Origin of the sequence: Streptomyces sp. NRRL B-24484, from assembly GCF_000717715.1 — a bacterium.
Taxonomy (GTDB): Bacteria; Actinomycetota; Actinomycetes; order Streptomycetales; family Streptomycetaceae; genus Kitasatospora.
Window position 1 is genome coordinate 43,994 of the sequence record NZ_JOAI01000009.1, and the last position, 20,672, is coordinate 64,665.

The 20,672-nt window shown below is 73.9% G+C and carries 19 protein-coding genes, 1 tRNA gene and 1 pseudogene; 13 read left to right on the plus strand and 8 right to left on the minus strand.

Features of this window, described 5'->3' with window-relative positions:
• Nucleotides 1-177 precede the first annotated feature (177 nt).
• Nucleotides 178-1,458: a D-inositol-3-phosphate glycosyltransferase gene (gene mshA, locus IE98_RS0110450; protein ID WP_234443497.1), complete on the plus strand. Its 1,281-nt coding sequence runs from the start codon at nt 178-180 to the stop codon at nt 1,456-1,458.
• Nucleotides 1,459-1,550: 92 nt separating this feature from the next.
• Nucleotides 1,551-2,138, plus strand: coding sequence for a YbjN domain-containing protein (locus tag IE98_RS0110455; protein WP_052390375.1), 588 nt, complete (start codon nt 1,551-1,553; stop codon nt 2,136-2,138).
• 13 nt (nt 2,139-2,151) lie between these two features.
• On the opposite strand, the gene IE98_RS0110460 is transcribed toward IE98_RS0110455, so the two are convergent.
• Nucleotides 2,152-3,492, minus strand: a complete 1,341-nt coding sequence (locus IE98_RS0110460) for an MDR family MFS transporter (protein WP_043173892.1) — start codon at nt 3,490-3,492, stop codon at nt 2,152-2,154.
• A 153-nt stretch (nt 3,493-3,645) separates the two neighbouring features.
• Here IE98_RS0110460 and IE98_RS0110465 point away from each other — a divergent pair, with 153 nt between their 5' ends.
• Together IE98_RS0110465 and IE98_RS0110470 are read left to right on the plus strand one after the other, a co-directional pair.
• Complete coding sequence (locus tag IE98_RS0110465) at nt 3,646-4,404, plus strand: phosphoglyceromutase (protein WP_030267750.1); 759 nt, start codon at nt 3,646-3,648, stop codon at nt 4,402-4,404.
• Nucleotides 4,405-4,685: 281 nt separating this feature from the next.
• Nucleotides 4,686-5,273 carry a lytic polysaccharide monooxygenase auxiliary activity family 9 protein gene (locus IE98_RS0110470; protein ID WP_030267751.1) on the plus strand — a complete coding sequence of 196 codons (588 nt, stop codon included), beginning with the start codon at nt 4,686-4,688 and terminating at the stop codon, nt 5,271-5,273.
• A gap of 80 nt (nt 5,274-5,353) precedes the next feature.
• Here the strand turns inward: IE98_RS0110470 and IE98_RS42275 are convergent, their stop codons facing one another.
• A complete protein-coding gene (locus tag IE98_RS42275) occupies nt 5,354-5,533 on the minus strand; it encodes a hypothetical protein (protein ID WP_043173893.1) in 180 nt (59 codons plus the stop codon).
• 190 nt (nt 5,534-5,723) lie between these two features.
• The gene (phoU, locus tag IE98_RS0110480) at nt 5,724-6,404 is read right to left on the minus strand and encodes a phosphate signaling complex protein PhoU (RefSeq protein WP_030267753.1); all 681 of its coding nucleotides are present in this window, start codon (nt 6,402-6,404) and stop codon (nt 5,724-5,726) included.
• Nucleotides 6,405-6,701: 297 nt separating this feature from the next.
• On the opposite strand from phoU, the gene IE98_RS0110485 reads away from it, so the two are divergent.
• The gene (locus tag IE98_RS0110485) at nt 6,702-8,003 is read left to right on the plus strand and encodes a sensor histidine kinase (RefSeq protein WP_030267754.1); all 1,302 of its coding nucleotides are present in this window, start codon (nt 6,702-6,704) and stop codon (nt 8,001-8,003) included.
• Entirely contained in the window at nt 8,000-8,695 is a 696-nt protein-coding gene (locus IE98_RS0110490; RefSeq protein ID WP_030267755.1) for a response regulator transcription factor, read from the plus strand. The genes IE98_RS0110485 and IE98_RS0110490 overlap by 4 nt, the downstream gene beginning before the upstream one ends.
• Nucleotides 8,696-8,782: 87 nt before the next feature.
• Here the strand turns inward: IE98_RS0110490 and IE98_RS48985 are convergent, their stop codons facing one another.
• Nucleotides 8,783-9,451: a hypothetical protein gene (locus IE98_RS48985; RefSeq protein ID WP_030267757.1), complete on the minus strand. Its 669-nt coding sequence runs from the start codon at nt 9,449-9,451 to the stop codon at nt 8,783-8,785.
• Between the two features lie 460 nt (nt 9,452-9,911).
• Here IE98_RS48985 and IE98_RS0110500 point away from each other — a divergent pair, with 460 nt between their 5' ends.
• From IE98_RS0110500 to IE98_RS0110525, 6 genes are all read left to right on the plus strand, one after another.
• On the plus strand, nt 9,912-10,394 hold the full coding sequence (locus tag IE98_RS0110500; protein WP_014136563.1) for a CarD family transcriptional regulator: 483 nt from the start codon (nt 9,912-9,914) through the stop codon (nt 10,392-10,394).
• Between the two features lie 297 nt (nt 10,395-10,691).
• A complete protein-coding gene (gene ispD, locus IE98_RS0110505; protein WP_052390376.1) occupies nt 10,692-11,477 on the plus strand; it encodes a 2-C-methyl-D-erythritol 4-phosphate cytidylyltransferase in 786 nt (261 codons plus the stop codon).
• Nucleotides 11,467-11,994, plus strand: coding sequence for a 2-C-methyl-D-erythritol 2,4-cyclodiphosphate synthase (gene ispF, locus IE98_RS0110510; protein ID WP_030267760.1), 528 nt, complete (start codon nt 11,467-11,469; stop codon nt 11,992-11,994). Before ispD ends, ispF begins: the two co-directional genes overlap by 11 nt.
• Nucleotides 11,995-12,153: 159 nt before the next feature.
• Nucleotides 12,154-13,545, plus strand: a complete 1,392-nt coding sequence (gene cysS, locus IE98_RS0110515; protein ID WP_030267761.1) for a cysteine--tRNA ligase — start codon at nt 12,154-12,156, stop codon at nt 13,543-13,545.
• Nucleotides 13,546-13,680: 135 nt separating this feature from the next.
• A complete protein-coding gene (gene rlmB, locus IE98_RS0110520) occupies nt 13,681-14,673 on the plus strand; it encodes a 23S rRNA (guanosine(2251)-2'-O)-methyltransferase RlmB (RefSeq protein ID WP_030267762.1) in 993 nt (330 codons plus the stop codon).
• Between the two features lie 245 nt (nt 14,674-14,918).
• Nucleotides 14,919-16,448 (plus strand): DoxX family membrane protein, encoded by a 1,530-nt coding sequence (locus IE98_RS0110525; protein WP_052390377.1) that lies wholly within the window; start codon nt 14,919-14,921, stop codon nt 16,446-16,448.
• 85 nt (nt 16,449-16,533) lie between these two features.
• On the opposite strand, the gene IE98_RS0110530 is transcribed toward IE98_RS0110525, so the two are convergent.
• The 3 genes from IE98_RS0110530 to IE98_RS0110540 all read right to left on the minus strand — a co-directional run bounded on the left by IE98_RS0110530 (nt 16,534) and on the right by IE98_RS0110540 (nt 19,397).
• A complete protein-coding gene (locus tag IE98_RS0110530) occupies nt 16,534-17,334 on the minus strand; it encodes a nucleotidyltransferase family protein (protein WP_078660908.1) in 801 nt (266 codons plus the stop codon).
• A gap of 295 nt (nt 17,335-17,629) precedes the next feature.
• Entirely contained in the window at nt 17,630-18,058 is a 429-nt protein-coding gene (locus IE98_RS0110535; protein WP_030267767.1) for a hypothetical protein, read from the minus strand.
• 247 nt (nt 18,059-18,305) lie between these two features.
• A complete protein-coding gene (locus IE98_RS0110540; RefSeq protein WP_030267768.1) occupies nt 18,306-19,397 on the minus strand; it encodes an ABC transporter ATP-binding protein in 1,092 nt (363 codons plus the stop codon).
• A 308-nt stretch (nt 19,398-19,705) separates the two neighbouring features.
• Between IE98_RS0110540 and IE98_RS0110545 the strand changes: the two genes are divergently transcribed.
• Nucleotides 19,706-19,779 (plus strand) — tRNA-Thr (locus tag IE98_RS0110545).
• Nucleotides 19,780-19,856: 77 nt separating this feature from the next.
• On the opposite strand, the pseudogene IE98_RS0110550 reads toward IE98_RS0110545, so the two are convergent.
• Nucleotides 19,857-20,636, minus strand: a pseudogene (locus IE98_RS0110550) (tyrosine-type recombinase/integrase); the annotation flags it as partial.
• Nucleotides 20,637-20,672 lie beyond the last annotated feature (36 nt).

Sequence of the window (20,672 nt, forward strand, 5' to 3'; positions counted from 1 at the left end):
CGTAACCCTGCCCGCACGACCGGATGCACCATCGACCGGGGAGCACGAGGAGGCTTCAGCCAGGTGACGCAGCACCCCGTACGCGCGACCCGTCGCGAGCGGCTGGCGCAGCTGGGCACGGGCCCGGCGCAGACCGCCGGCACCGCCCCGTCGGCCCGCCGCGGCCGCCTCCAGGCGCTGATCGGCGGGCGTCCACGGCGCCCGCGGCGGATCGCGATGCTGAGCGTCCACACCTCGCCGCTGCACCAGCCGGGCACCGGCGACGCCGGCGGCATGAACGTCTACATCGTGGAGCTCGCCAAGCGCCTCGCCGAACTGGACATCGAGGTCGAGGTGTTCACCCGGGCGATCGCCTCCGACGACGCCCCGACCGTGCAGCTCGCCCCCGGTGTGCTCGTCCGGCACGTCACCGCGGGCCCCTACGAGGGCCTGGTCAAGGAGGACCTGCCGGCCCAGCTCTGCGCCTTCACCCACGGGGTGCTGCGCACCGAGGCCGGCCACCGCCCCGGCCACTACGACCTGGTGCACTCGCACTACTGGCTGTCCGGACAGGTCGGCTGGCTGGCCGCCGAGCGCTGGGGCGTGCCGCTGGTGCACACCATGCACACCATGGCGAAGGTCAAGAACGCCGCGCTGGCCGAGGGGGACACCCCCGAGCCGGCCGCCCGGGTGATCGGCGAGACGCAGGTGGTCGAGGCCGCGGACCGGCTGATCGCGAACACCGCCGAGGAGGCGGCCGAGCTCTCGCACCACTACGACGCCCGCGGCGACCAGCTCGCGGTCGTCCACCCCGGGGTCAACCTGGACGTCTTCCGCCCCGGCAGCAGGTCCGCCGCCCGGGCCGCCCTGGGGCTGCCGCAGGACGCCGCGGTGCTGCTGTTCGCCGGCCGGATACAGCCGCTCAAGGCGCCCGACGTACTGCTCCGCGCGGTCGCCGTGCTGCTGGCCCGGCGGCCCGAGCTGCGCGAGCGCCTGGTCGTCCCGGTGGTCGGCGGCCCGTCCGGCACCGGCCTGGCCAAGCCGGAGAGCCTGCACAAGCTCGCCGCCCAGCTCGGCATCTCGGACGTCGTCCGGTTCCACCCGCCGGTGGGCCAGGCGCGGCTCGCCGAGTGGTACCGGGCCGCCACCGCCCTGGTGATGCCCTCCTACAGCGAGTCCTTCGGCCTGGTCGCGCTGGAGGCCCAGGCCTGCGGCACCCCGGTGGTCGCGGCCGCGGTCGGCGGCCTGCCGGTCGCCGTCCGGGACGGCGTCACCGGCAGCCTGGTGCACGGCCACGACCCGGCCCGGTGGGCGGCCGCGCTGGAGCCGTACGCCGACGGCTCCGCCCTGGTGCGCGAACGCGGTGCGGCGGCGGCCCGGCACGCGGCGGGCTTCGGCTGGGACGCCGCGGCCGCCGCCACCGCCGAGGTCTACGCCCAGGCCATGGCCCGCCCGGCCGGCGGCCTGCGCCTCGCCTGAGCCGCCGCACGGGGCGCACGTCGCCCCGTGCGGGCCGGTCGCCCCGTGCCCCTGCTGGGTGCGGGGCAGTACTGCCGAGTAGCGTCAGCGTCATGGCATTCCGTACCAAGGACGAGGCGCTGACCCTGCTGCGCACCGCGCTCGACGAGGCCGGGGTCGGGTGGGAGCCGGCCGTGACCGACCCGTACACGCTGGTCGCCACCCTTCCCGGCACCCGCAAGCTGTCCACCACCTGTGCGCTGCGGGTGGGCGACCACAGCCTGTCGGTCAACGCGTTCGTGGTCCGCCGGCCGGACGAGAACCACGAGGCCGTCTACCGCTGGCTGCTGGAGCGCAACACCAGGCTGTACGGCGTCGCGTACGCCGTCGACGGGCTCGGTGACGTCTACCTCGCCGGACGGCTGCCGCTGGAGGCGCTCACCCCGGACACCGTCGACCGGCTGCTCGGCACGGTGCTGGAGAACGCCGACGAGCCCTTCAACACCCTGCTGGAGCTGGGCTTCGCCACCGCGATCCGCCGCGAGTGGGAGTGGCGCACCAAGCGCGGCGAGTCCACCCGCAACCTCGCCGCCTTCGCCCACCTGGCCGGACCGTCCGCGGACGGGACGACCGCCGACGGGACGACCGGGAGCGGAGCGGCCGCGGACGGCGCGGACGCGCAGGCGCCGACCGCGGACTGAGCCGGACGGGCGCTCAGGCGTTCGCCGCGGTCGCGGCCGGCACGGAGGCGGCGGGCCCGGTGACCCCCTCGGCGACCGCCTCGGGAACGGCGGCGCCGTCGGCCGGGGCCGGCGCCCCGGCCGGTACGGACCGGCGGCCGAGCAGCAGGAACGCGCCCGCCGCGACCGTGCCGAAGACGGCGCAGGCACCCCAGACCGCCCGGCCGCCGGCGTGCTCCAGCAGGTAGCCGCCGGCCGCCGGGCCGACGAACGAGGCCAGCGACCAGGAGAGCGAGTAGACGCCCTGGTAGCGGCCGCGGGCCCGGGCCGGGGACAGCTCGGCGACCAGGCCCATCATGGTCGGCGCGGCCATGATCTCGCCGATCGTCCAGACCGCCACGGTGACGGCGTAGAACCCGGCCGAGCCGCCCGCCAGCGCGGTCAGGCCGAAGCCCCAGCCGGTCAGCAGGGCGCTGGCGACCAGCAGCCCCGTCCGGTTGCGGCCCTCCATCACGCGGGTGAGCGGCAGCTGCAGCACCACGATCAGCAGGCCGTTGAGGCCGACCACCAGGCCGTACCGGGCCGCCGAGATGCCAGCCAGGCCCATGTCGACGGCCAGCGTGGTGCTGCCCTGCTGGGCGACCACCGCCAGCAGCAGGTTCACCGCCACCAGCGCCATGAAGCGGCCGTCCCGGAAGACGGTGCCCAGGCCGACCCGGGGCTCCGCCGGGTCCGCGCCGGCCGGGCCCGCGGCCACGGGGCGCGCCGGGCGGGACTCGGGGCGGGACTCGGGGACGCGGACGAAGACCACCACCGCACACGCCAGCGTCGAGGCCGCGTCGATCAGGAACAGCGCCAGGTAGCCGTGGGCGGCGATCAGCCCGGCCACCGCCGCGGAGACGCCGAAGCCGATGTTGATCGCCCAGTAGTTCAGCGCGTACGCCCGCACCCGGTGCTCGGCCGGGACGACGTCCGCGATGATCGCCGAGACGGCCGGCCGGGAGGCGTTGCTCGCCAGTCCGACCAGGAAGGCCGTCACCGCGATCGCCGCCCGGTCCTGGCAGAAGCCCAGGACGGCGGTCGACGCCGCGGTGCCGAGCTGCGCCGCCAGCAGGGTCGGCCGCCGCCCCCAGCGGTCGGCGAGCACCCCGCCGCCCACGGCGGCGATCGCCGATCCGAGGCCGAAGAGCGAGGCGACCAGGCCCGCGTAGGCGGGCGAGAAGCCGCGGTCACCGGTGAGGTAGAGGGCCAGGAAGGTCACCACGAAGCCGCCGAGGCGGTTCACCAGGGTCGACGTCCACAGCCACCAGAACTGGCGGGGCAGCCCGCCCACCGCCTCCGAGACGGTGCTGCGCAGGCGGACGGCGGCGGACATCGGCGGCTCCCGGGGGGCATGGCTCACCGGTACGCCCGGGGAGGCGGGGTGGACCCGCCCGGACGATCGGTAAGTGGCACAAGTGGTAGCCGCACATTACCCGGGATGAGACGGTCCGACCAGCGGATAACCGGCTCCTCTAAACTGGCGCCCATGGCTGACACGACCTACCGACTCATCCTGCTCCGCCACGGCGAGAGCCAGTGGAACCAGAAGAACCTCTTCACCGGATGGGTCGACGTCGACCTCAACGAGAAGGGCGAGAAGGAGGCGGCCCGCGGTGGCGAGCTCCTCCTCTCCGAGGGGATCCTCCCCGACGTGGTGCACACCTCCCTGCTGCGCCGCGCCATCCGCACCTCCCAGATCGCGCTCGACAAGGCCGACCGCCACTGGATCCCGGTCCACCGCAGCTGGCGCCTCAACGAGCGCCACTACGGCGCCCTGCAGGGCAAGGACAAGGCCCAGACCCTCGCCGAGTTCGGCGAGGACCAGTTCCAGCTGTGGCGCCGCTCGTACGACACCCCGCCGCCCGTGCTCGCCGACGACGCCGAGTACTCGCAGGCCGGTGACGCCCGCTACGCGGAGATCCCGAGCGAGATGCGTCCGCGCACCGAGTGCCTCAAGGACGTCGTCGAGCGCATGCTCCCCTACTGGTACGACGCGATCGTCCCGGACCTCGCCGCCGGCAACACCGTCCTGGTGACCGCCCACGGCAACAGCCTGCGCGCCCTGGTCAAGCACCTGGACGGCATCTCCGACGCCGACATCGCCGGCCTGAACATCCCCACCGGCATCCCGCTCGTCTACGAGCTCGACGCCGACTTCAAGCCGGTCACCTCCGGTGGCCGCTACCTCGACCCGGATGCCGCCGCCGCCGCCATCGAGGCCGTGAAGAACCAGGGCAAGAAGTAAGTCCCAACGCGATCGGGCCCCCCGTTCCGGCGCACTCGGCGCCGGGCGGGGGGCCTGTTCCGTTTCCGGGCCCGCCCGTCGCCCGTCGCCTGTCGCGCGCCGACACGGCGTCAGATCGCCTGCGCTGCAAACTGGTTCAGACCATTGACGGGGTGGGCGACCGCTCCTAGCGTGGTGGTCCGCACCTGGCGCGGGCACGCCAAACCCCACGTTGCGCGCTGTCCGCCGGGCGTTCCCTGCACGCACACGCACACTCCATCCACCCCCACGGAGGGAGCACCATGCGCAAGCGTCACATCCTGGCGGCCGTGGCGGCCGCTGCGGCCGTCCCGCTGGCCACCGCGATCCCCGCGTACTCGCACGGCTGGATCACCACACCGCCGAGCCGGGCCGCCCTGTGCGCCGCCGGCACGGTGAAGAACTGCGGCGACATCCAGTGGGAGCCGCAGAGCGTCGAGGGACCGAAGGGCTTCCCGGCCCAGGGCCCGGCCGACGGCACCCTCTGCGCCGGCGGCAACAGCCGCTTCGCCCAGCTGGACGACCCGCGCGGCGGCGCCTGGCCGGCCACGAAGGTGAGCGCCGGCCAGCGGCTGACCCTCACCTGGAAGTTCACCGCGCGGCACGCCACCACGCAGTTCCGCTACTACCTCACCAGGCCGGGCTACAACGCGGGCAGCAAGGTGACCCGCGCCAACCTGGACGCCACGCCCTTCCTCACCGTCCCCTACAACGGTGCCCAGCCGCCCGTCACGCTGAGCCACACCGCGACCCTGCCCGCCGGCCGCACCGGCCACCAGGTGGTGCTGGCGATCTGGGACGTCGCGGACACCGGCAACGCCTTCTACCAGTGCATGGACGTCACCTTCTGACGCGTCTCGGAGGACCGCCGGAACACGGCGGTGCCCCGGCCGGACGGGGCTCGCGCACCGCCCGGCCGGGGCGTCCGGCGTCAGTGGCCGCCGCAGCAGCCCCCGTCCGCGCCGCCGCACTGGCAGGGCGCACCGGACTGGCAGCCGCAGCCGCAGCCCGGCCCGCAGCCGCAGCCCGCGGCGACGACCGGCAGCAGCTTCACGGACGGCGGCGCGGCGGTTCCCGCCGCGGGCGTGGTGGGGTTCTGGTCAGCCTTCATCGCGGTCGGGTCCTCCTCATCGACGGCTGTCGACGGCAGTCGACGGCACACCACAGCACGCCGCAGCACCCGCCGGCATGCCCAGAACGAGTGAAAACCGGCCCCGGACGGGGCGTCAACGGGCGCGCGGAAGTAGGGCGCCCGCGCACGCGTGCGCCCCCGGCCGCCGCGCCCCGCCCCGGGCCGCGGGTCACTCGCCCTGCAGGGCCGCCGTCTCCGCCGCGAACTCGTCCGCGTGCTCGCCGGTCACCAGGAAGACCACGCGCTTGGCCACCGACACCGCGTGGTCCGCGAACCGCTCGTAGTAGCGGCCCACCAGGGTCACGTCGACGGCGGTCTCGATGCCGTGCTGCCAGCGGTCGTCGAGCAGGTGCGAGAAGAGCTCGCGGTGCAGGGCGTCGATCGCGTCGTCGTCGCGCTCCAGCTCCAGCGCGGCGTTGGCGTCCTTGGTGGAGATCACCAGGCCGGCCTTGGCGACCAGACGCTGGGCGAGCTGCCCCATCTCCAGCACGATCGGGTGCAGGTCGTTCGGCACGGCCGACTCGGGGTAGCGCAGCCGGGCGACCTTGGCCACGTGCCGGGCCAGGTCGCCGCAGCGCTCCAGGTCGGCGCTCATGCGCAGGCTGGTGACCACGATGCGCAGGTCGGTCGCGACGGGCTGCTGCCGGGCCAGCAGGTCGATGGCCCGGTTCTCCAGGTCGTGGTGGAGGTCGTTCACCTTCTCGTCGGCGGCGATCACGCTCTCCGCCAGCGCCAGGTCCGCGTCGAGCAGCGCGGTGGTGGCCCGGCCCATGGCCGAGCCGACCAGCCGGGCGAGCTCGACCAGGCCGTCGCTGATCGAGTCGAGTTCCTCGTGGTACTGGTCGCGCATGCTCTCTCCTCCTGGCCGCCCGTCCCCCCGTGAGAAGGGGCGGCCGGTCCGTCAGTGGCTCTGTCGGTGGCGGTGCCGACCGGTCCGTCCGGAGGACGGCCGCCGCTGGTGGCGCGAATGGTAGCCGCGACACCGCCCGCACGGGCTTGCGTCGACCACACTGGGCCGTCCGGGCGACCGCGCACGACCCCTGCAGTGAACCGGCAGAGGACTGAAGGTGAATTCTCGGCAACGTGCGGCCGATCCCTTGATCGCACCCCGGGGGAGCCCGCCCGACGTGCGCTTAGGCTGAGTGGCATGGACGTGAATGTGGCCACCGCCGCTGCCTGCGCCATAGCCGGGCTCGGCGTCGGTCTCACGGCCGCCATCGCCTTCCGCTGGAGCGAGCGCGAGCAGGCCCGCGGCACCACCCCCCGGGGCGGCGCCGCCGGCAGGACCGGAGGCAGCGGGCTCCTGGCGTACGAACCCCCACTGCCGGCAGGCGTGGACACCGTGCTCTCCGTGCTGCGCTCCTGCGCGATCGTGCTCGGCGAGGGCGACGAGGTGGTCAAGGCCAGCTCCGCCGCCTACGCGATGGGGCTGGTCCGCGGCGGTGCGGTGGCGGTGGAGCAGATGCTGTCGCTCGCCCGGGCGACCCGGCGCGACGGCGAGATCCGGCAGGCCGAACTGGAGGTGCCCCGGCCCGGCGGCGCCCGCGCGGCCGACCCGCTGGCGGTCTCCGTCCGGGTCGCCCCGCTCGGCTCCCGGCTGGTCCTCGTCCTGGTCGAGGACCTGACCGAGCGGCGCCGGATCGAGGCGATCCGGCGCGACTTCGTGGCCAACGTCTCGCACGAGCTCAAGACCCCGGTCGGTGCGCTCTCGCTGCTCTCCGAGGCCGTCGCGGACGCCTCCGACGACCCGGAGGCCGTCCAGCGGTTCGCCGGCCGGATGCAGATCGAGGCGACCCGGCTGGCCAGCCTCGTCCAGGAGATCATCGACCTGTCCCGGGTCCAGGACGACCAGCTGCTGGTCGACCCGGAGCCGGTCCCCGTCGACGAGCTGATCGCCGAGGCGATCGACCGCTGCCGCCAGCCCGCCGCCGCCAAGCAGATCCTGATCGCCGCGGGCGGCACCGGCGGCCTCTACCTGCACGGCAACCGCGGTCAGCTGGCGGCGGCGCTCGGCAACCTCGTCGAGAACGCCGTCAACTACAGCCCGCCGCGGACCCGGGTGGCCATCGCCACCCGCCGCATCTCCAGCGCCGCCGTCCTCGGTGAGGCCGACGGCGAGCTGATCGAGATCTCGGTGACCGACCAGGGCATCGGCATCTCGGAGAAGGACCGCGAGCGGATCTTCGAACGCTTCTACCGGGTGGACCCGGCCCGCTCGCGGGCCACCGGCGGAACCGGCCTCGGCCTCTCCATCGTCAAGCACGTCGCGGCCTCCCACCGCGGCTCGGTGGCGGTGTGGAGCGTCGAGGGCCAGGGATCGACCTTCACCCTGCGGCTGCCGGCCGGGCACGTGCCCACCGGCGACCGCGAGACCGTCCCGCCGGCCCAGGCGGGCGACACCGACACCACAGCGCAAACCCCCCTTCCTGCCCCGGAGGCCCGATCGTGACCCGAGTACTGGTGGTCGAGGACGAGGAGTCGTTCAGCGACGCCCTCTCGTACATGCTCCGCAAGGAGGGCTTCGAGGTGGCCGTCGCGGCCACCGGCCCCGACGCCCTGGAGCAGTTCGAGCGCAACGGCGCCGACCTGGTGCTGCTCGACCTGATGCTGCCGGGCCTGCCGGGCACCGAGGTCTGCCGCCAGCTGCGCGTCCGCTCCAACGTGCCGGTGATCATGGTCACCGCCAAGGACAGCGAGATCGACAAGGTCGTCGGCCTGGAAATAGGTGCGGACGACTACGTCACCAAGCCCTACTCCACCCGCGAGCTGGTCGCCCGCATCCGCGCGGTGCTCCGCCGCCGCGGCGAGGACGGCAACGGCAACGGCGACGGCAGCGGCCCCGGCGCGCTGGAGGCGGGCCCGGTCCGGATGGACGTGGACCGGCACGTGGTGACGGTGGACGGCGCCAAGGTCGACCTGCCGCTCAAGGAGTTCGACCTGCTGGAGATGCTGCTCCGCAACGCGGGCCGGGTGCTCACCCGGATGCAGCTCATCGACCGGGTCTGGGGCGCGGACTACGTCGGCGACACCAAGACCCTGGACGTCCACGTGAAGCGCCTGCGCGCCAAGATCGAGCCGGACCCGGGCGCGCCGCGCTACCTGGTCACCGTCCGCGGCCTGGGCTACAAGTTCGAGCCGTAGACCGGCCCGGGAACGCCGACGGCCGAGGGCCCCGCTCCGTGCGGGGCCCTCGGCCGTTCGCGGTCCGTGCGCGCGGTGCGCGGCGGCTCAGTGCGCGGAGGCGCTCGCCGTCGCGGTGGCCGAGCCGGTGGCGGTGGAGGAGCCCGTCGCGGTGGCGGTCGGGGAACCGGTGGCGGTGGCCGAGCCGGTCGCCGTGGCCGTGGCCGTCGCGGAGGGCGACGGCTTGGCGGTCGCCTCGGGCGCCTTCGGGCCGAAGGAGGCGTAGAGGCCGGCGGCCGGCACGACGCCGACCGGCAGGCCGACCTTGCCCGCGGTCTTGAAGGTGAAGTCGGTGTCGGCGTAGCCGCCGAGCGGGAGCTTCGCCGAGGTCAGGTGGGCGGCGGGCTGGCCCTCGCCGCCGATCAGCACGGAGCCGCCGGCCGGGATGGTGATCTCGGACACCTCGGCGCCCTTGGCATCGGTGAAGGTGGCGTTGCCGGCACCCTCGACCGCCACCGACTGCAGGACCTCGGGGGCCGAGCCGGTGTTGGCGATGTTGACCGTCAGGTTGACCGGGCCGGCCTCGTCCGAGGAGGCGCCCTTGGCGGTCACCAGCAGGACGTTGTTGAGGCGCAGGTCCTGGCCGACCGAGGTCGCCGCGTTGTCGGGCTTGATCTGCAGGGTCTCCGCCTGGTTGCCGGCCGCGCAGGCGGACAGCGGCAGAACAGCGGCGAGGACGATGGCGGCGATCGCGCCGCGTCGAAGGCTCCGGCTCACGGCGGCGACTTCTCCTTGGGTGTGGATCACGGATGTGGATCACGTGGCGGTGGTCAGCGATCAGACTACCGACCGCTTACGCCCGCCTCCCACGGGGTGGCCCCGTGTCGCGGTGCTCCGTCCGTGCGTACTCGCAGCACGCCCCCGCGGCGATCCCGGACGTCCACGAACCGGCGCAGGTCGGACGGGCCCCGGCGGCGGGGTCGCCGGATCACGGTTCGGACACGGCGGCGGATCGGACGAAAACTCAAGATCCAATCATGGTTTCGGCGGTGTTGCCAGAGGTTTCGCCGAGCTGTCGAACCGCCTCCGACCTGCGGGAAGCCCTCGTCGAACACCGGTCGCAGCACGTCATGGGGGTGGTTGTCAAGCCCTGAGACCGGCCCTGACCTGCGAAAACGCCCTTCGGGTGCGCCGAGAAGCGTGTTATTCTGGAAAGCCACGGAAGGGGTCCTGTCACATGACGTTCAAGGTTGGCGACACGGTGGTCTACCCCCATCACGGGGCCGCGCTGATCGAGGCCATCGAAACTCGCCAGATCAAAGGTGTGGACAAGACCTACCTGGTGCTCAAGGTGCAGCAGGGAGACCTGACACTGCGTGTGCCCGCCGAGAACGCGGAGTTCGTCGGCGTGCGCGACGTGGTCGGTCAGGAAGGTCTCGACCGGGTCTTCGAGGTGCTGCGCGCGCCGTACACCGAGGAGCCCACCAACTGGTCGCGTCGCTACAAGGCGAATCTCGAGAAGCTCGCCTCGGGCGATGTCATCAAGGTCGCCGAGGTGGTGCGCGACCTGTGGCGCCGCGAGCGCGAGCGCGGCCTGTCGGCCGGTGAGAAGCGCATGCTCGCCAAGGCGCGCCAGATCCTGGTCAGCGAGCTCGCGCTGGCCGAGAACACCAACGAGGACAAGGCGGAGACGCTGCTCGACGAGGTCCTCGCCTCCTAAGCGGCTTCGCAACGCCCAGCGCCCGATGCCGGTGCGCGATCCCGGTCACACGGCTGACCGGGTCGGTCTCCGGCACCTCGGGCGCTTCGGCGTGTCCGCCGCCGGTGGATCCGGGCCCGCACCCGGCCGTCGTACGACGTGTCCGGCGGCGCTGCGTGCCCGGCGTGCGCACGCTCCGCACGGGCCGGTCGACCCCGGTCGCAGGCCGGTCCTGCGCGAGGGTGTCGGACTCGTCGGAGCGGTTTGGCTAACGTGCAGTCGGAAGGGGTCCGTCGCGTACGCCGTGCGGCGCACGCCATGGCCATACCCACTTCGCCGAAGGAGCGAAACCTGAACGGGTCAGCAGCAGTTGCAGCGGCGGTGGTGCCCGCCGCCGGGCGCGGGGAGCGGTTGGGGCCCGGCGCCCCGAAGGCGCTCCGCGAACTCGGCGGGGTGCCCCTGCTGGTCCACGCCGTCCGGGCGCTCGCCCGCAGCCGGGCGATCGGCCTGGTCGTGGTCGCCGCCCCGCCGGACGGGGTCGCCGAGGTGGTGGCCCTGCTCGACAGCCACGGCCTCGACGGCAAGGACGTCCGGGTGGTCGCCGGCGGCGCCACCCGGCAGGAGTCCGTCCGGCTCGGTCTCGCCGCCGTCCCCGAGGAGGTCGGGGCGGTGCTGGTGCACGACGCGGCCCGGCCGCTCGTCCCGGTCGAGGTGGTCGACGCGGTCGTCGCCGCCGTCCGGTCCGGGGCCGACGCGGTGGTGCCCGCCGTGCCGCTCGCCGACACCGTCAAGCGGGTCGAGCCGCAGCAGCCGGGCGTGCCCGAGCCGGTGCTGGAGACCCCGGACCGGGCCGCGCTGCGCGCGGTGCAGACCCCGCAGGGCTTCCGCCGCTCGGTGCTCCACGAGGTGCACGAGAAGGCGGTCGCCGAGGAGTCGTCCGGCGGCCTGCCGCCGGTGACCGACGACGCCGGGCTGGTCGAGCGCTTCGGCGGCCGGGTCGTCGTGGTGCCCGGCCACGAGGAGGCGTTCAAGGTCACCCGTCCGCTGGACCTCGTGCTCGCCGAGGCCGTGCTCGCCCGCAGGAGGGCCTCCGATGGCTACTGATCCCACCAGCCCCGCCAGTCCCGCCGGCCCCGCCGTGCCCGTCCTGCCGCTGGTCGGCATCGGCACCGACGTGCACGCCTTCGAGGCCGGCCGCCCGCTCCGGGTCGCCGGGCTCGACTGGCCGGACGCCGGCGACGGCCTGGCCGGACACTCGGACGCCGACGTCGCCGCGCACGCCGCCTGCGACGCGCTGTTCTCCGCCGCCGGCCTCGGCGACCTCGGCGCGCACTTCGGCACCGACCGCCCCGAGTGGTCCGGCGCCGCCGGCACCGCCCTGCTCGCGGAGGCCGCCAGGATCGTCCGCGCCGCCGGCTTCGAGATCGGCAACGTCGCGATCCAGGTGATCGGCGTCCGCCCGAAGATCGGCAAGCGCCGGGCCGAGGCGCAGGCCGCGCTCTCGGCCGCGGTCGGCGCCCCGGTCGCGGTCTCCGGCACCACCACCGACGGCCTCGGCCTGACCGGCCGCGCCGAGGGTCTGGCGGCGATCGCCACCGCCCTGGTGTACCGGACCTCCTGACACCGCGCCGGTCCGGCCCGGCCCGCCGCCCTGACGGCCCGTCCGCCGCGCCGGCCCGTCCGCGCCCCTGGGGGCGGGCCGGCGGGCCGGTGCTGCGGAGGGAGTTCCGCGCCGGTAAAGGTGGCGGGGCACCCCCGTGTGCCCACTACGCTTGACGCTGTGACCCTTCGCCTGTACGACACCAACACCCGCCAGGTACGCGACTTCGTCCCGCTTGTACCGGGCTGTGTCTCGATCTACCTGTGCGGCGCCACCGTGCAGGCACCGCCCCACATCGGACACATCCGCTCCGGCCTCAACTTCGACGTGATGCGCCGGTGGCTCGCCCACCGTGGTTACGACGTCACCTTCGTCCGCAACGTCACCGACATCGACGACAAGGTAATCGCCAAGAGCCGCGAGTCCGGCGTCCCGTGGTGGCAGATCGCGTACGCCAACGAGCGCGCCTTCAACGACGGCTACACGGCGCTCGGCTGCCTGCCGCCCACCGTGGAGCCGAGGGCCACCGGCCACGTGCCCGAGATGATCGAGATGATGCGCGGTCTGATCGAGCGCGGCCACGCCTACGCCTCCGAGGGCAACGTCTACTTCGACGTGAAGTCCTACCCGGACTACCTGGAGCTCTCCAACCAGCAGCTGGACAACCTGCTGCAGCCGGAGGGCGAGGGCGAGACCGGCAAACGCGACGCGCGCGACTTCGCCATGTGGAAGCGGGCCAAGGAGGGCGAGCCCAGCTGGGAGACCCCCTGGGGCCGCGGCCGCCCCGGCTGGCACCTGGAGTGCTCGGCCATGGCGCACAAGTACCTCGGCCGGGCCTTCGACGTCCACGGCGGCGGGATCGACCTGATCTTCCCGCACCACGAGAACGAGATCGCGCAGTCCAAGGCCTTCGGCGACGACTTCGCGGCGTTCTGGATGCACAACGCCTGGGTCACCCTGAGCGGCGAGAAGATGAGCAAGTCGCTCGGCAACTCGGTGCTGGTCTCCGACATGGTGCAGCGCTGGCGCCCGATCGTGCTCCGCTACTACCTGGCCTCCCCGCACTACCGCTCGATGATCGAGTACAGCGAGGAGTCGCTGCGCGAGGCCGAGACGGCCTTCACCCGCATCGAGGGCTTCATCGAGCGGGCCGTCGAGCGCTGCGGCGCCGTCGACCCCGCCCCCGAGGTGCCGCTCGCCTTCGCCGAGGCGATGGACGACGACCTCGGCGTGCCGCAGGCCCTGGCCGTGCTGCACACCGCCGTCCGCCAGGGCAACAGCGCGCTGACCGCGGACGACAAGGACAGCGCGGTGGCGCGACTGGCCGAGGTCCGTGCGATGCTCGGAGTGCTGGGCCTCGACCCGCTCGACGACTTCTGGGCCGGCGGCAGCCGCGGCGACGACCTGCACGGTGTGGTCGACTCGCTCGTCCGGCTGGTCCTGGACCAGCGCCAGGCGGCCCGGGACCGCAAGGACTACGCCACCGCGGACGCCATCCGCGACCGGCTCGGCCTGGCCGGGCTGGCGATCGAGGACACCCCGTCCGGCCCCCGCTGGACGGTCGACCAGTAGGCCCCGCCCACGGGCGGGACCGGCGAACCAGTAGCCCCGGCCACGGGGCGAGCGTGGGCCGCAGCCGGTGCACCACCGGCTACGGCCCATCCTCATGACGAACCTCAAGACGTAGAAGAGACAGGAAGTACAGCCATGGCCGGCAACAGCCAGCGCAGGAACCGCCGCAACCCCGGGTCGAAGAAGGGCGCGAGTGTCGGTACCGGCGGCCACAGCCGGAAGGCACTGCAGGGCAAGGGCCCGACCCCGCCCGGCGAGGCGCGCAAGGGACACCCCAAGCAGCGCGCCGCCAACGCCGCGATCAAGCGCGAGCGGGACGCCAAGTCCCGCGCCGGCATGCGCCGGGCCGGCGGGGCCGGCCGCGGCGGGCGCGGCGGCGCGGGTGCCGCCGAGCTGGTGGTCGGCCGCAACTCGGTGGTCGAGGCCCTGCAGGGCGGCGTGCCGGCCAACGCGCTGTACGTGATGCAGTTCATCGACACCGACGACCGGGTCCGCGACGCGTACCAGGCCGCCAACGAGCGCGGCGTCCCGCTCATGGAGGCCCCGCGCGCCCAGCTCGACCAGATGACCGGCGGCCTCAACCACCAGGGCCTGGTCCTGCAGGTCCCGCCGTACGAGTACGCGCACCCGGACGACCTGGTCGCCGATGCCGCCGAGGCCGGCGAGGACGCGCTGATCATCGCGCTGGACGGGGTCACCGACTCGCGCAACCTCGGTGCCGTCGTCCGCTCCGCCGCCGCCTTCGGCGCGCACGGCGTGGTCATCCCCGAGCGCCGCGCCGCCGGCATGACCGCGGGCGCCTGGAAGACCTCGTCCGGCGCCGCAGCCCGGCTGCCCGTCGCCCGTGCGACCAACCTGACCCGCGCCCTGGAGGCCTACCAGAAGGCCGGCCTGATGGTGGTCGGCCTGGCCGCCGACGGCGAGGCCGAGATCGGCGACCTGGACGCGCTCACCGGCCCGGTGGTCGTCGTCGCCGGCTCCGAGGGCAAGGGCCTCTCGCGGCTGGTCTCCGAGACCTGCGACATCCGGGTCCGCATCCCGATGCCCGGTCAGACGGAGTCGCTGAACGCCGGTGTCGCCGCCGGCATCGTGCTGTACGAGGCCGCCCGGCTGCGCGCCCGCCGCTGACCGGCGGCGCAACCCGTGACCGTTCCGTCCGGAACGGACAGCTTCGTGGGAGGAACCGATCGGGTCCGGCCGGGCCCGATCGGTTTTCTCATGATCACTTCAAATCCACGCCCGGAATCCACCCGGGAGAGTGTCCTCCGGGCCGGTCACCCGGTTAGAGGGGTGTGGACACCAGAACACCTCGGCGCCCGGGACAGGGCGGCACGGCGGGGATAGACCCCGGACCGGGCCTCAGCACGGTCAGGGTGCCGTCCGATCCCGCGAAGCTCAGCAGCACCCAGGCCAGCTTCCGCATCCGGCTCGCCGCGCCGGTGGCCCCCATGATCGACGTGCCGGTCGGCGCGGCCTTCGGGGACCCGTACGGCATCCAGGCGGGCGCGGCCGGCTTCGGTGCCCGCCCCCTCGTCACGCCGCAGGTCGTGGTGCCGAGCGCGCAGATCCCCGCCCTCGCGGGGGCCGGCGGCGGCGCGCCCCGGCGCAAGGGCCGGGTCACCACCGTCACCTGGAGCGGCCAGGCGGCACCGGGCGACATGGCGGCCACCCGGCTGCTGGAGGCCGTCCGGCTCACCACCGTCCCCGCCCCGGCGGGCGCCCCCGGCAGCGGCTCCGCGGGCGGCCTCGGCGCCACGGCCCCGGGCGACGAGACCCAGCCGCTGCACGCCGTGCCGCGCCAGGCGGGCCCGCCCCCGCTGCCGTACGAGCCGGTCACCCGGGGCTGGACGCCCAGCGGCGAGCTGCCAGAGGTCTCCGCCACCGCGGGCCCGGCCGACGCCCGGCACGCCTGGTACCCGGGCCGCCGGGTCGACCTCGGCCTGGTGCTGCTGCCGCTGCGCGTCGTGCTCGGCTCGCTCTCCGTCTACGCCGGCTTCAGCAAGCTCTGCGACCCGGTGTACTTCGACGGCGGCGAGCGCGGCTCGATGATGCGCTGGCTCTCCTCGCTGCACCCCTGGAAGGTCGCCGAGCCGCTGCTCGCGTTCGCCATGAACCACCCGGTCGGTGCCGGGCTGGGCGTGGCGTTCACCGAGATCGTGGTGGGCGTCCTGACCGTCCTGGGCCTCTGGCAGCGGGCGGCGGCGGCCGCGGCGATGACCCTCTCCGCGGCACTGCTGTTCACCGTCAGCTGGCGGTCGGTGCCGGTGTACGACGCCCCCGACCTGATCTTCCTGGCGGCATGGAGCCCGCTGCTGATCGCCGGGGCGCCGTTCGGTTCGCTGGACGGCCGGATCGCCCTCGACGCCTGGCGCCGGTACGGCCCCGACGCGCCGCAGGCCGTCCGCCGGCGGGTGCTGCGGCGCAGCTCCGTGGTGGCCGCGGTGGTCGTCGGACTGACCCTGCTGATCGGGTCGATGCTCGGTGCGGCCGTCCGCACCGGCGGCGCCACGGGCCCGGCGCCGGTCAAGCCGCCGACCGACTTCGGCTCCCCGCTCTGGCCGGGCAACGGCACCGGCAGCTCGCCGTCCCCTTCGCCGAGCCCCTCGCCGTCGCCCAGCCGGTCGACCTCGCCGTCGCCCTCCGGGAAGTCCTCGCCGTCCTCCTCCTCGACCAAGGGCGGCAAGGCCAAGTCGAGCAGGTCGGGCAGCACCGCCGGCAGCAGTGGCGGACCGGGGCGGTCCGGCAGCACCCGCGGCACCTCCTCGGGGGGTACGGGCGGCGGTTCCACCCCGCGGCCCGGCAGCAGCGCCGGCCTGATCGGCGGCGTGCTCGGCAGCGCCCCGCTGGGCGGCCTCACCCCGCTCGGCATGGACCGTCCGTCCGGGCCGGCGGCCACGGCCTGAGGCCCGGGCAGCACGGAGCACGGCGGAGGGGCCTCCCACCCGGGGTGGGAGGCCCCTCCGCCGTGCTGCTGCGGGCGGTGGGCGGTCAGTCGTCGGTGGGGCGGCCCGCCGCGGCGAGTTCCTTGGCGGCCTCCGTGAGGTCCTTCACGGTGTCGATCGCCCGCCAGTAGCAGCCCTGCGGCAGCTGGTAGCCCGCCAGCTGCTTGGCCCGCGCCAGCTGCGGGAAGGTCGTCCGCTCGTGGTCGCCCACGTCGGGCAGCAGCGCCCGGAACGACGGCCCGAAGACGTACAGGCCGGCGTTGATGAGGAAGGGCGAGGGCGGCGCCTCGACGAAGTCCAGCACGTTGCCGAACCGGTCGGTCTCCACCGCCCCCCACGGGATCCGCGGCCGCGCCAGCGCCAGGGTGGCCACCGCGGCCCGCTCGTGGTGGAAGGCGGCCATCTCGCGCAGGCTGAACCGCGTCCAGATGTCGCCGTTGGTGGCGAACCAGGGCTCGTCCGGCCGCGGCAGAGCGGCGGAGGCGTACTTGAGGCCGCCGCCGCGGCCCAGCGGCTCGTGCTCGACGACCGTGCGGACCCGCACCGGCAGGTCGGTGCCGTCCAGCCACTCCTGCAGGACCTCGGCGAGGTGGCCGCAGGAGATCACCACGTCGGTGACGCCCTCGGAGGCCAGCCAGGACAGTTGATGGCCGACGATCGGGATGCCCGTGCCCGGGATCTCCACCAGCGGCTTCGGACGGTCGTCGGTGTACGGGCGGAGCCGGGAGCCCTGCCCGCCGGCCAGGATCACCGCCTGGGTCACGGCGGGTGCGGCGGCGAGGGTGACGGGGTCGGCGGCGGCCGCGAGCTCCGCGGCCCGGTCGGCGGGCGTCTGGTCAGCGGTCATAGCCAGAACAATAGGGTCCGCGCGGAGCGCGCCCCACGGGTTCGGCGCCACTGCACCCGAACGTGCCGCCGGGCCCGGGCGTTCCGACGCGCCGGCGGCGTCTCACTGCCGCGCAGGGAGACGCGGGGAGATGCAGGGAGACGCCGCGAGCGCCGCGCCCGTCGGTACGGGAGGGCGCGGCGCTCGCGGGGGGTCGGACGGGGCCGGGGTGCAGGGCCGGGGGCGCTCCCCGGCGGTGCCGGTTCCGGTGGTGCCGGTGGTGCCGGTGGTGCCGGTGGTGCGGGTCGGGTGACGGTCAGGCGGTGACGCCGGCGGCGAAGGAGCCGTCGCAGACCGGGCGGGCGAAGGAACGGGCCCGCTGCACGTCGCCCTGGTACTTGCGGACGGCGGCCCGGCCGAGCTCCGAGGCGAGCTCGGTGCAGTACGGCGTCAGCGAGGGCTTCTCGCGCATGGTGCGCTCCAGCAGGTCCAGCGCGGTGCCCGGGTTGTGCGCGTCGAGCTCGTTGAGCAGGTCGGTGCGGAGGGCGTCGCGCGGGCTGTCGGCGGAACCGGCGGAGGTGCGGCCGATGCTGCCGTCGCTGCTGGACGCCGCGACCACCTGCTGGTCGAGGCCCGTCGGAGGAGCCCACGGAACCCGGGTCACGGCGAGAGTGCCGGTGGTCACCAGGATCACCGGCAGGGTGAGGGCCACGGTCTGGCCGATACGGCGTAGGAGCTGCTTCACGCCACAGGAGCGTAGCGACGAGTCGCCGAAAGGTCGCGCTCCGTTACACCAATGAGTGACCGGTGTCCTGATTTGTTCCGTCGCGTGGTTGACGGGCGGGCGGCCGGACGGGTGGTCGGGGCCGCGCGCCCGCCGCCGGGACCTCCCCGGAGGCCGCCGGACGCGCCGGAGCCCCGGCGGAACGGTGTCCGCCGGGGCTCCGGTCGTGCTGCGGTGGGCGTGCGGCCCGGTCACCCGGGCCGTCGGCTCACTTGCTCAGGCGCAGGCCCGTGCTGGTCGAGAAGACGTGGGTCTCGCCGCCGGTCGGGACCACGTGGATCGTCTCGCCCTTCTGCGGGACCTGACGGCCGTGGACGCGCACGACGATGTCGGTGTCGTCGCCGCCGATCTTGGTGGTGCCGTAGACGTAGCCGTCCGCGCCGAGCTCCTCGACCACGTTGACGGTGACCGCGACGCCCTCGATGCCGCCGCCGGAGACGATCTCGAAGTGCTCCGGGCGGATGCCGACCGTGACGGTCTTGTCGGTGCCGGCGCCGGCCAGGTCCTCGCGGGAGATGTTGATGACCGAGCCGCCGAACTTCACGCCGCCGTCGACCAGCGGGACCTCGACGAGGTTCATCGCCGGCGAGCCGATGAAGCCGGCCACGAAGACGTTGGCGGGCTTGTCGTACATGTGGCGGGGGGAGTCGACCTGCTGCAGCAGACCGTCCTTGAGCACCGCGACGCGGTCGCCCATGGTCATGGCCTCGGTCTGGTCGTGGGTGACGTAGACCGTGGTGATGCCCAGGCGGCGCTGCAGGCCGGCGATCTGGGTACGGGTGGAGACGCGGAGCTTGGCGTCCAGGTTGGACAGCGGCTCGTCCATGAGGAAGACCTGCGGCTCGCGGACGATCGCGCGGCCCATGGCGACGCGCTGGCGCTGACCGCCGGAGAGCGCCTTCGGCTTGCGGTCCAGGTACTGGGTGAGGTCGAGGATCTTCGCGGCCTCCTCCACCTTCTGGCGGATCTCGGCCTTCGACACGCCCGCGATCTTCAGGGCGAAGCCCATGTTGTCGGCGACGGTCATGTGCGGGTACAGCGCGTAGTTCTGGAACACCATCGCGATGTCCCGGTCCTTCGGCGGCAGGTGGGTGACGTCGCGGTCGCCGATGCGGATGGCGCCGCCGTTGACGTCCTCCAGACCGGCCAGCATGCGGAGGCTGGTCGACTTGCCGCAGCCGGACGGGCCGACCAGGACGAGGAACTCGCCGTCCTCGACGTGCAGGTCCAGGGCGTCGACGGCGGGCTTGTTGCCGCCGGGGTACAGGCGGGTCGCCTTGTCGAACGTGACAGAAGCCATGGCTGTGCTCTCCTTCACCGGCAGGAACGTGCCGGACGATCCGAGTAAAGGCTGGATTGTCGGTACCGGGTCGCCGCGTTCAGGAGTCGAACGGGGGCCGGTCCCTCCGCGACCGTACCCGGACGTTCATCGGCTTGTCAGCCCCCGCCGGTGGCCGAATTCGGCATCGGTCCGATCACAACCAGGACACATCGCGCAAATCGCCCGCCCGGCACACCGCCCCACCGGCCAAAACCGACGGCGCCGCCCGGCACCGGCCCGCTACACTGCCCGTGGTACCGCAGTGGTTTGCCGCTGACGGTCACCGTGCCTCCTTAGCTCAGCTGGCCAGAGCACCGCTCTTGTAAAGCGGGGGTCGTCGGTTCGAACCCGACAGGGGGCTCGCCCATATCGGCAGGTCAACGGCCTGCCGAACGCGAAAGGCCCCGGACCGGCGACGGTCCGGGGCCTTTCGACATCTCAAAGTGACATCAGCGGGCGGGGGCGCCGGCGCTTCAACAGCCGGTCCATGTGGCTCATGGCCTCCCGCTGGTTCGCCTGCACCACATGCGCGTAGATCTCCATCGTGACCGCGATCTGGCTGTGCCCGAGGATCGCCATCAGGTCCCGCGGCTGCACGCCAGCCGCGGCGAGCAGGGGCGCGCAGCCGTGCCGGGTGTCGTGCAACCGGACCGGCGGCAGTGCCTCGGCCGCCGAGATCCGGGTGAACGACCGACTGAGGTTCCGCGGCTCCACCGGCCGCCCGCTTGAAGTGGTGAACACGAAGCCCGACACCTGCCAGCCTTGCCCGTCGGCCAGGCGTCGGCGCCGCTGCTCGGCCTGCCGCATCCGCTGCCACCGCAGCGGCGCCACGCACATCAGGGGCAGCGGGATCACCCGCATCCGCCGGGACTTCGGGCTGTCCGCGTACAGCTCGCCGCCGATCCGCTGGAGTTGCTGGCGGACTGTCAGGGTTCGCTTCTCCAGGTCGATGTCGCGCCAGTGCAGTCCCAGGATCTCGCCGCGCCGCAGGCCGAGCGCCACGGCCAGGACGAACGCCGGGTACAGCGGGTCGGTGCGGGCCCCCTCCAGGAACAGCAGGGTGTCGCCGAGGCTCCACGGCCGGGTCTCGCGGTACTGAACGCGCGGTGCCTGCACCAGCTTGGCCACGTTGCGCGTGATCAGCTCGTCCCGCACTGCCGCCGACAGCGCGGTTCGCAGCACCAGGTGAGACTCCTTGGCGGTGGCCGCGGACACCTTCTTGGTCGCGGTGGCGATCATGTCGCGCGTCAGACT

Bases quoted from the DNA above. Each gene is read 5' to 3' on its own strand.
- IE98_RS0110455 (WP_052390375.1), top strand. From the start codon at position 1,551: ATGGCATTCCGTACCAAGGACGAGGCGCTGACCCTGCTGCGCACCGCG.
- IE98_RS0110460 (WP_043173892.1), bottom strand. From the start codon at position 3,492: ATGTCCGCCGCCGTCCGCCTGCGCAGCACCGTCTCGGAGGCGGTGGGC.
- IE98_RS0110465 (WP_030267750.1), top strand. From the start codon at position 3,646: ATGGCTGACACGACCTACCGACTCATCCTGCTCCGCCACGGCGAGAGC.
- IE98_RS0110470 (WP_030267751.1), top strand. From the start codon at position 4,686: ATGCGCAAGCGTCACATCCTGGCGGCCGTGGCGGCCGCTGCGGCCGTC.
- IE98_RS42275 (WP_043173893.1), bottom strand. From the start codon at position 5,533: ATGAAGGCTGACCAGAACCCCACCACGCCCGCGGCGGGAACCGCCGCG.
- phoU (WP_030267753.1), bottom strand. From the start codon at position 6,404: ATGCGCGACCAGTACCACGAGGAACTCGACTCGATCAGCGACGGCCTG.
- IE98_RS0110485 (WP_030267754.1), top strand. From the start codon at position 6,702: ATGGACGTGAATGTGGCCACCGCCGCTGCCTGCGCCATAGCCGGGCTC.
- IE98_RS0110500 (WP_014136563.1), top strand. From the start codon at position 9,912: ATGACGTTCAAGGTTGGCGACACGGTGGTCTACCCCCATCACGGGGCC.
- ispD (WP_052390376.1), top strand. From the start codon at position 10,692: ATGGCCATACCCACTTCGCCGAAGGAGCGAAACCTGAACGGGTCAGCA.
- ispF (WP_030267760.1), top strand. From the start codon at position 11,467: ATGGCTACTGATCCCACCAGCCCCGCCAGTCCCGCCGGCCCCGCCGTG.
- rlmB (WP_030267762.1), top strand. From the start codon at position 13,681: ATGGCCGGCAACAGCCAGCGCAGGAACCGCCGCAACCCCGGGTCGAAG.
- IE98_RS0110530 (WP_078660908.1), bottom strand. From the start codon at position 17,334: ATGACCGCTGACCAGACGCCCGCCGACCGGGCCGCGGAGCTCGCGGCC.
- IE98_RS0110540 (WP_030267768.1), bottom strand. From the start codon at position 19,397: ATGGCTTCTGTCACGTTCGACAAGGCGACCCGCCTGTACCCCGGCGGC.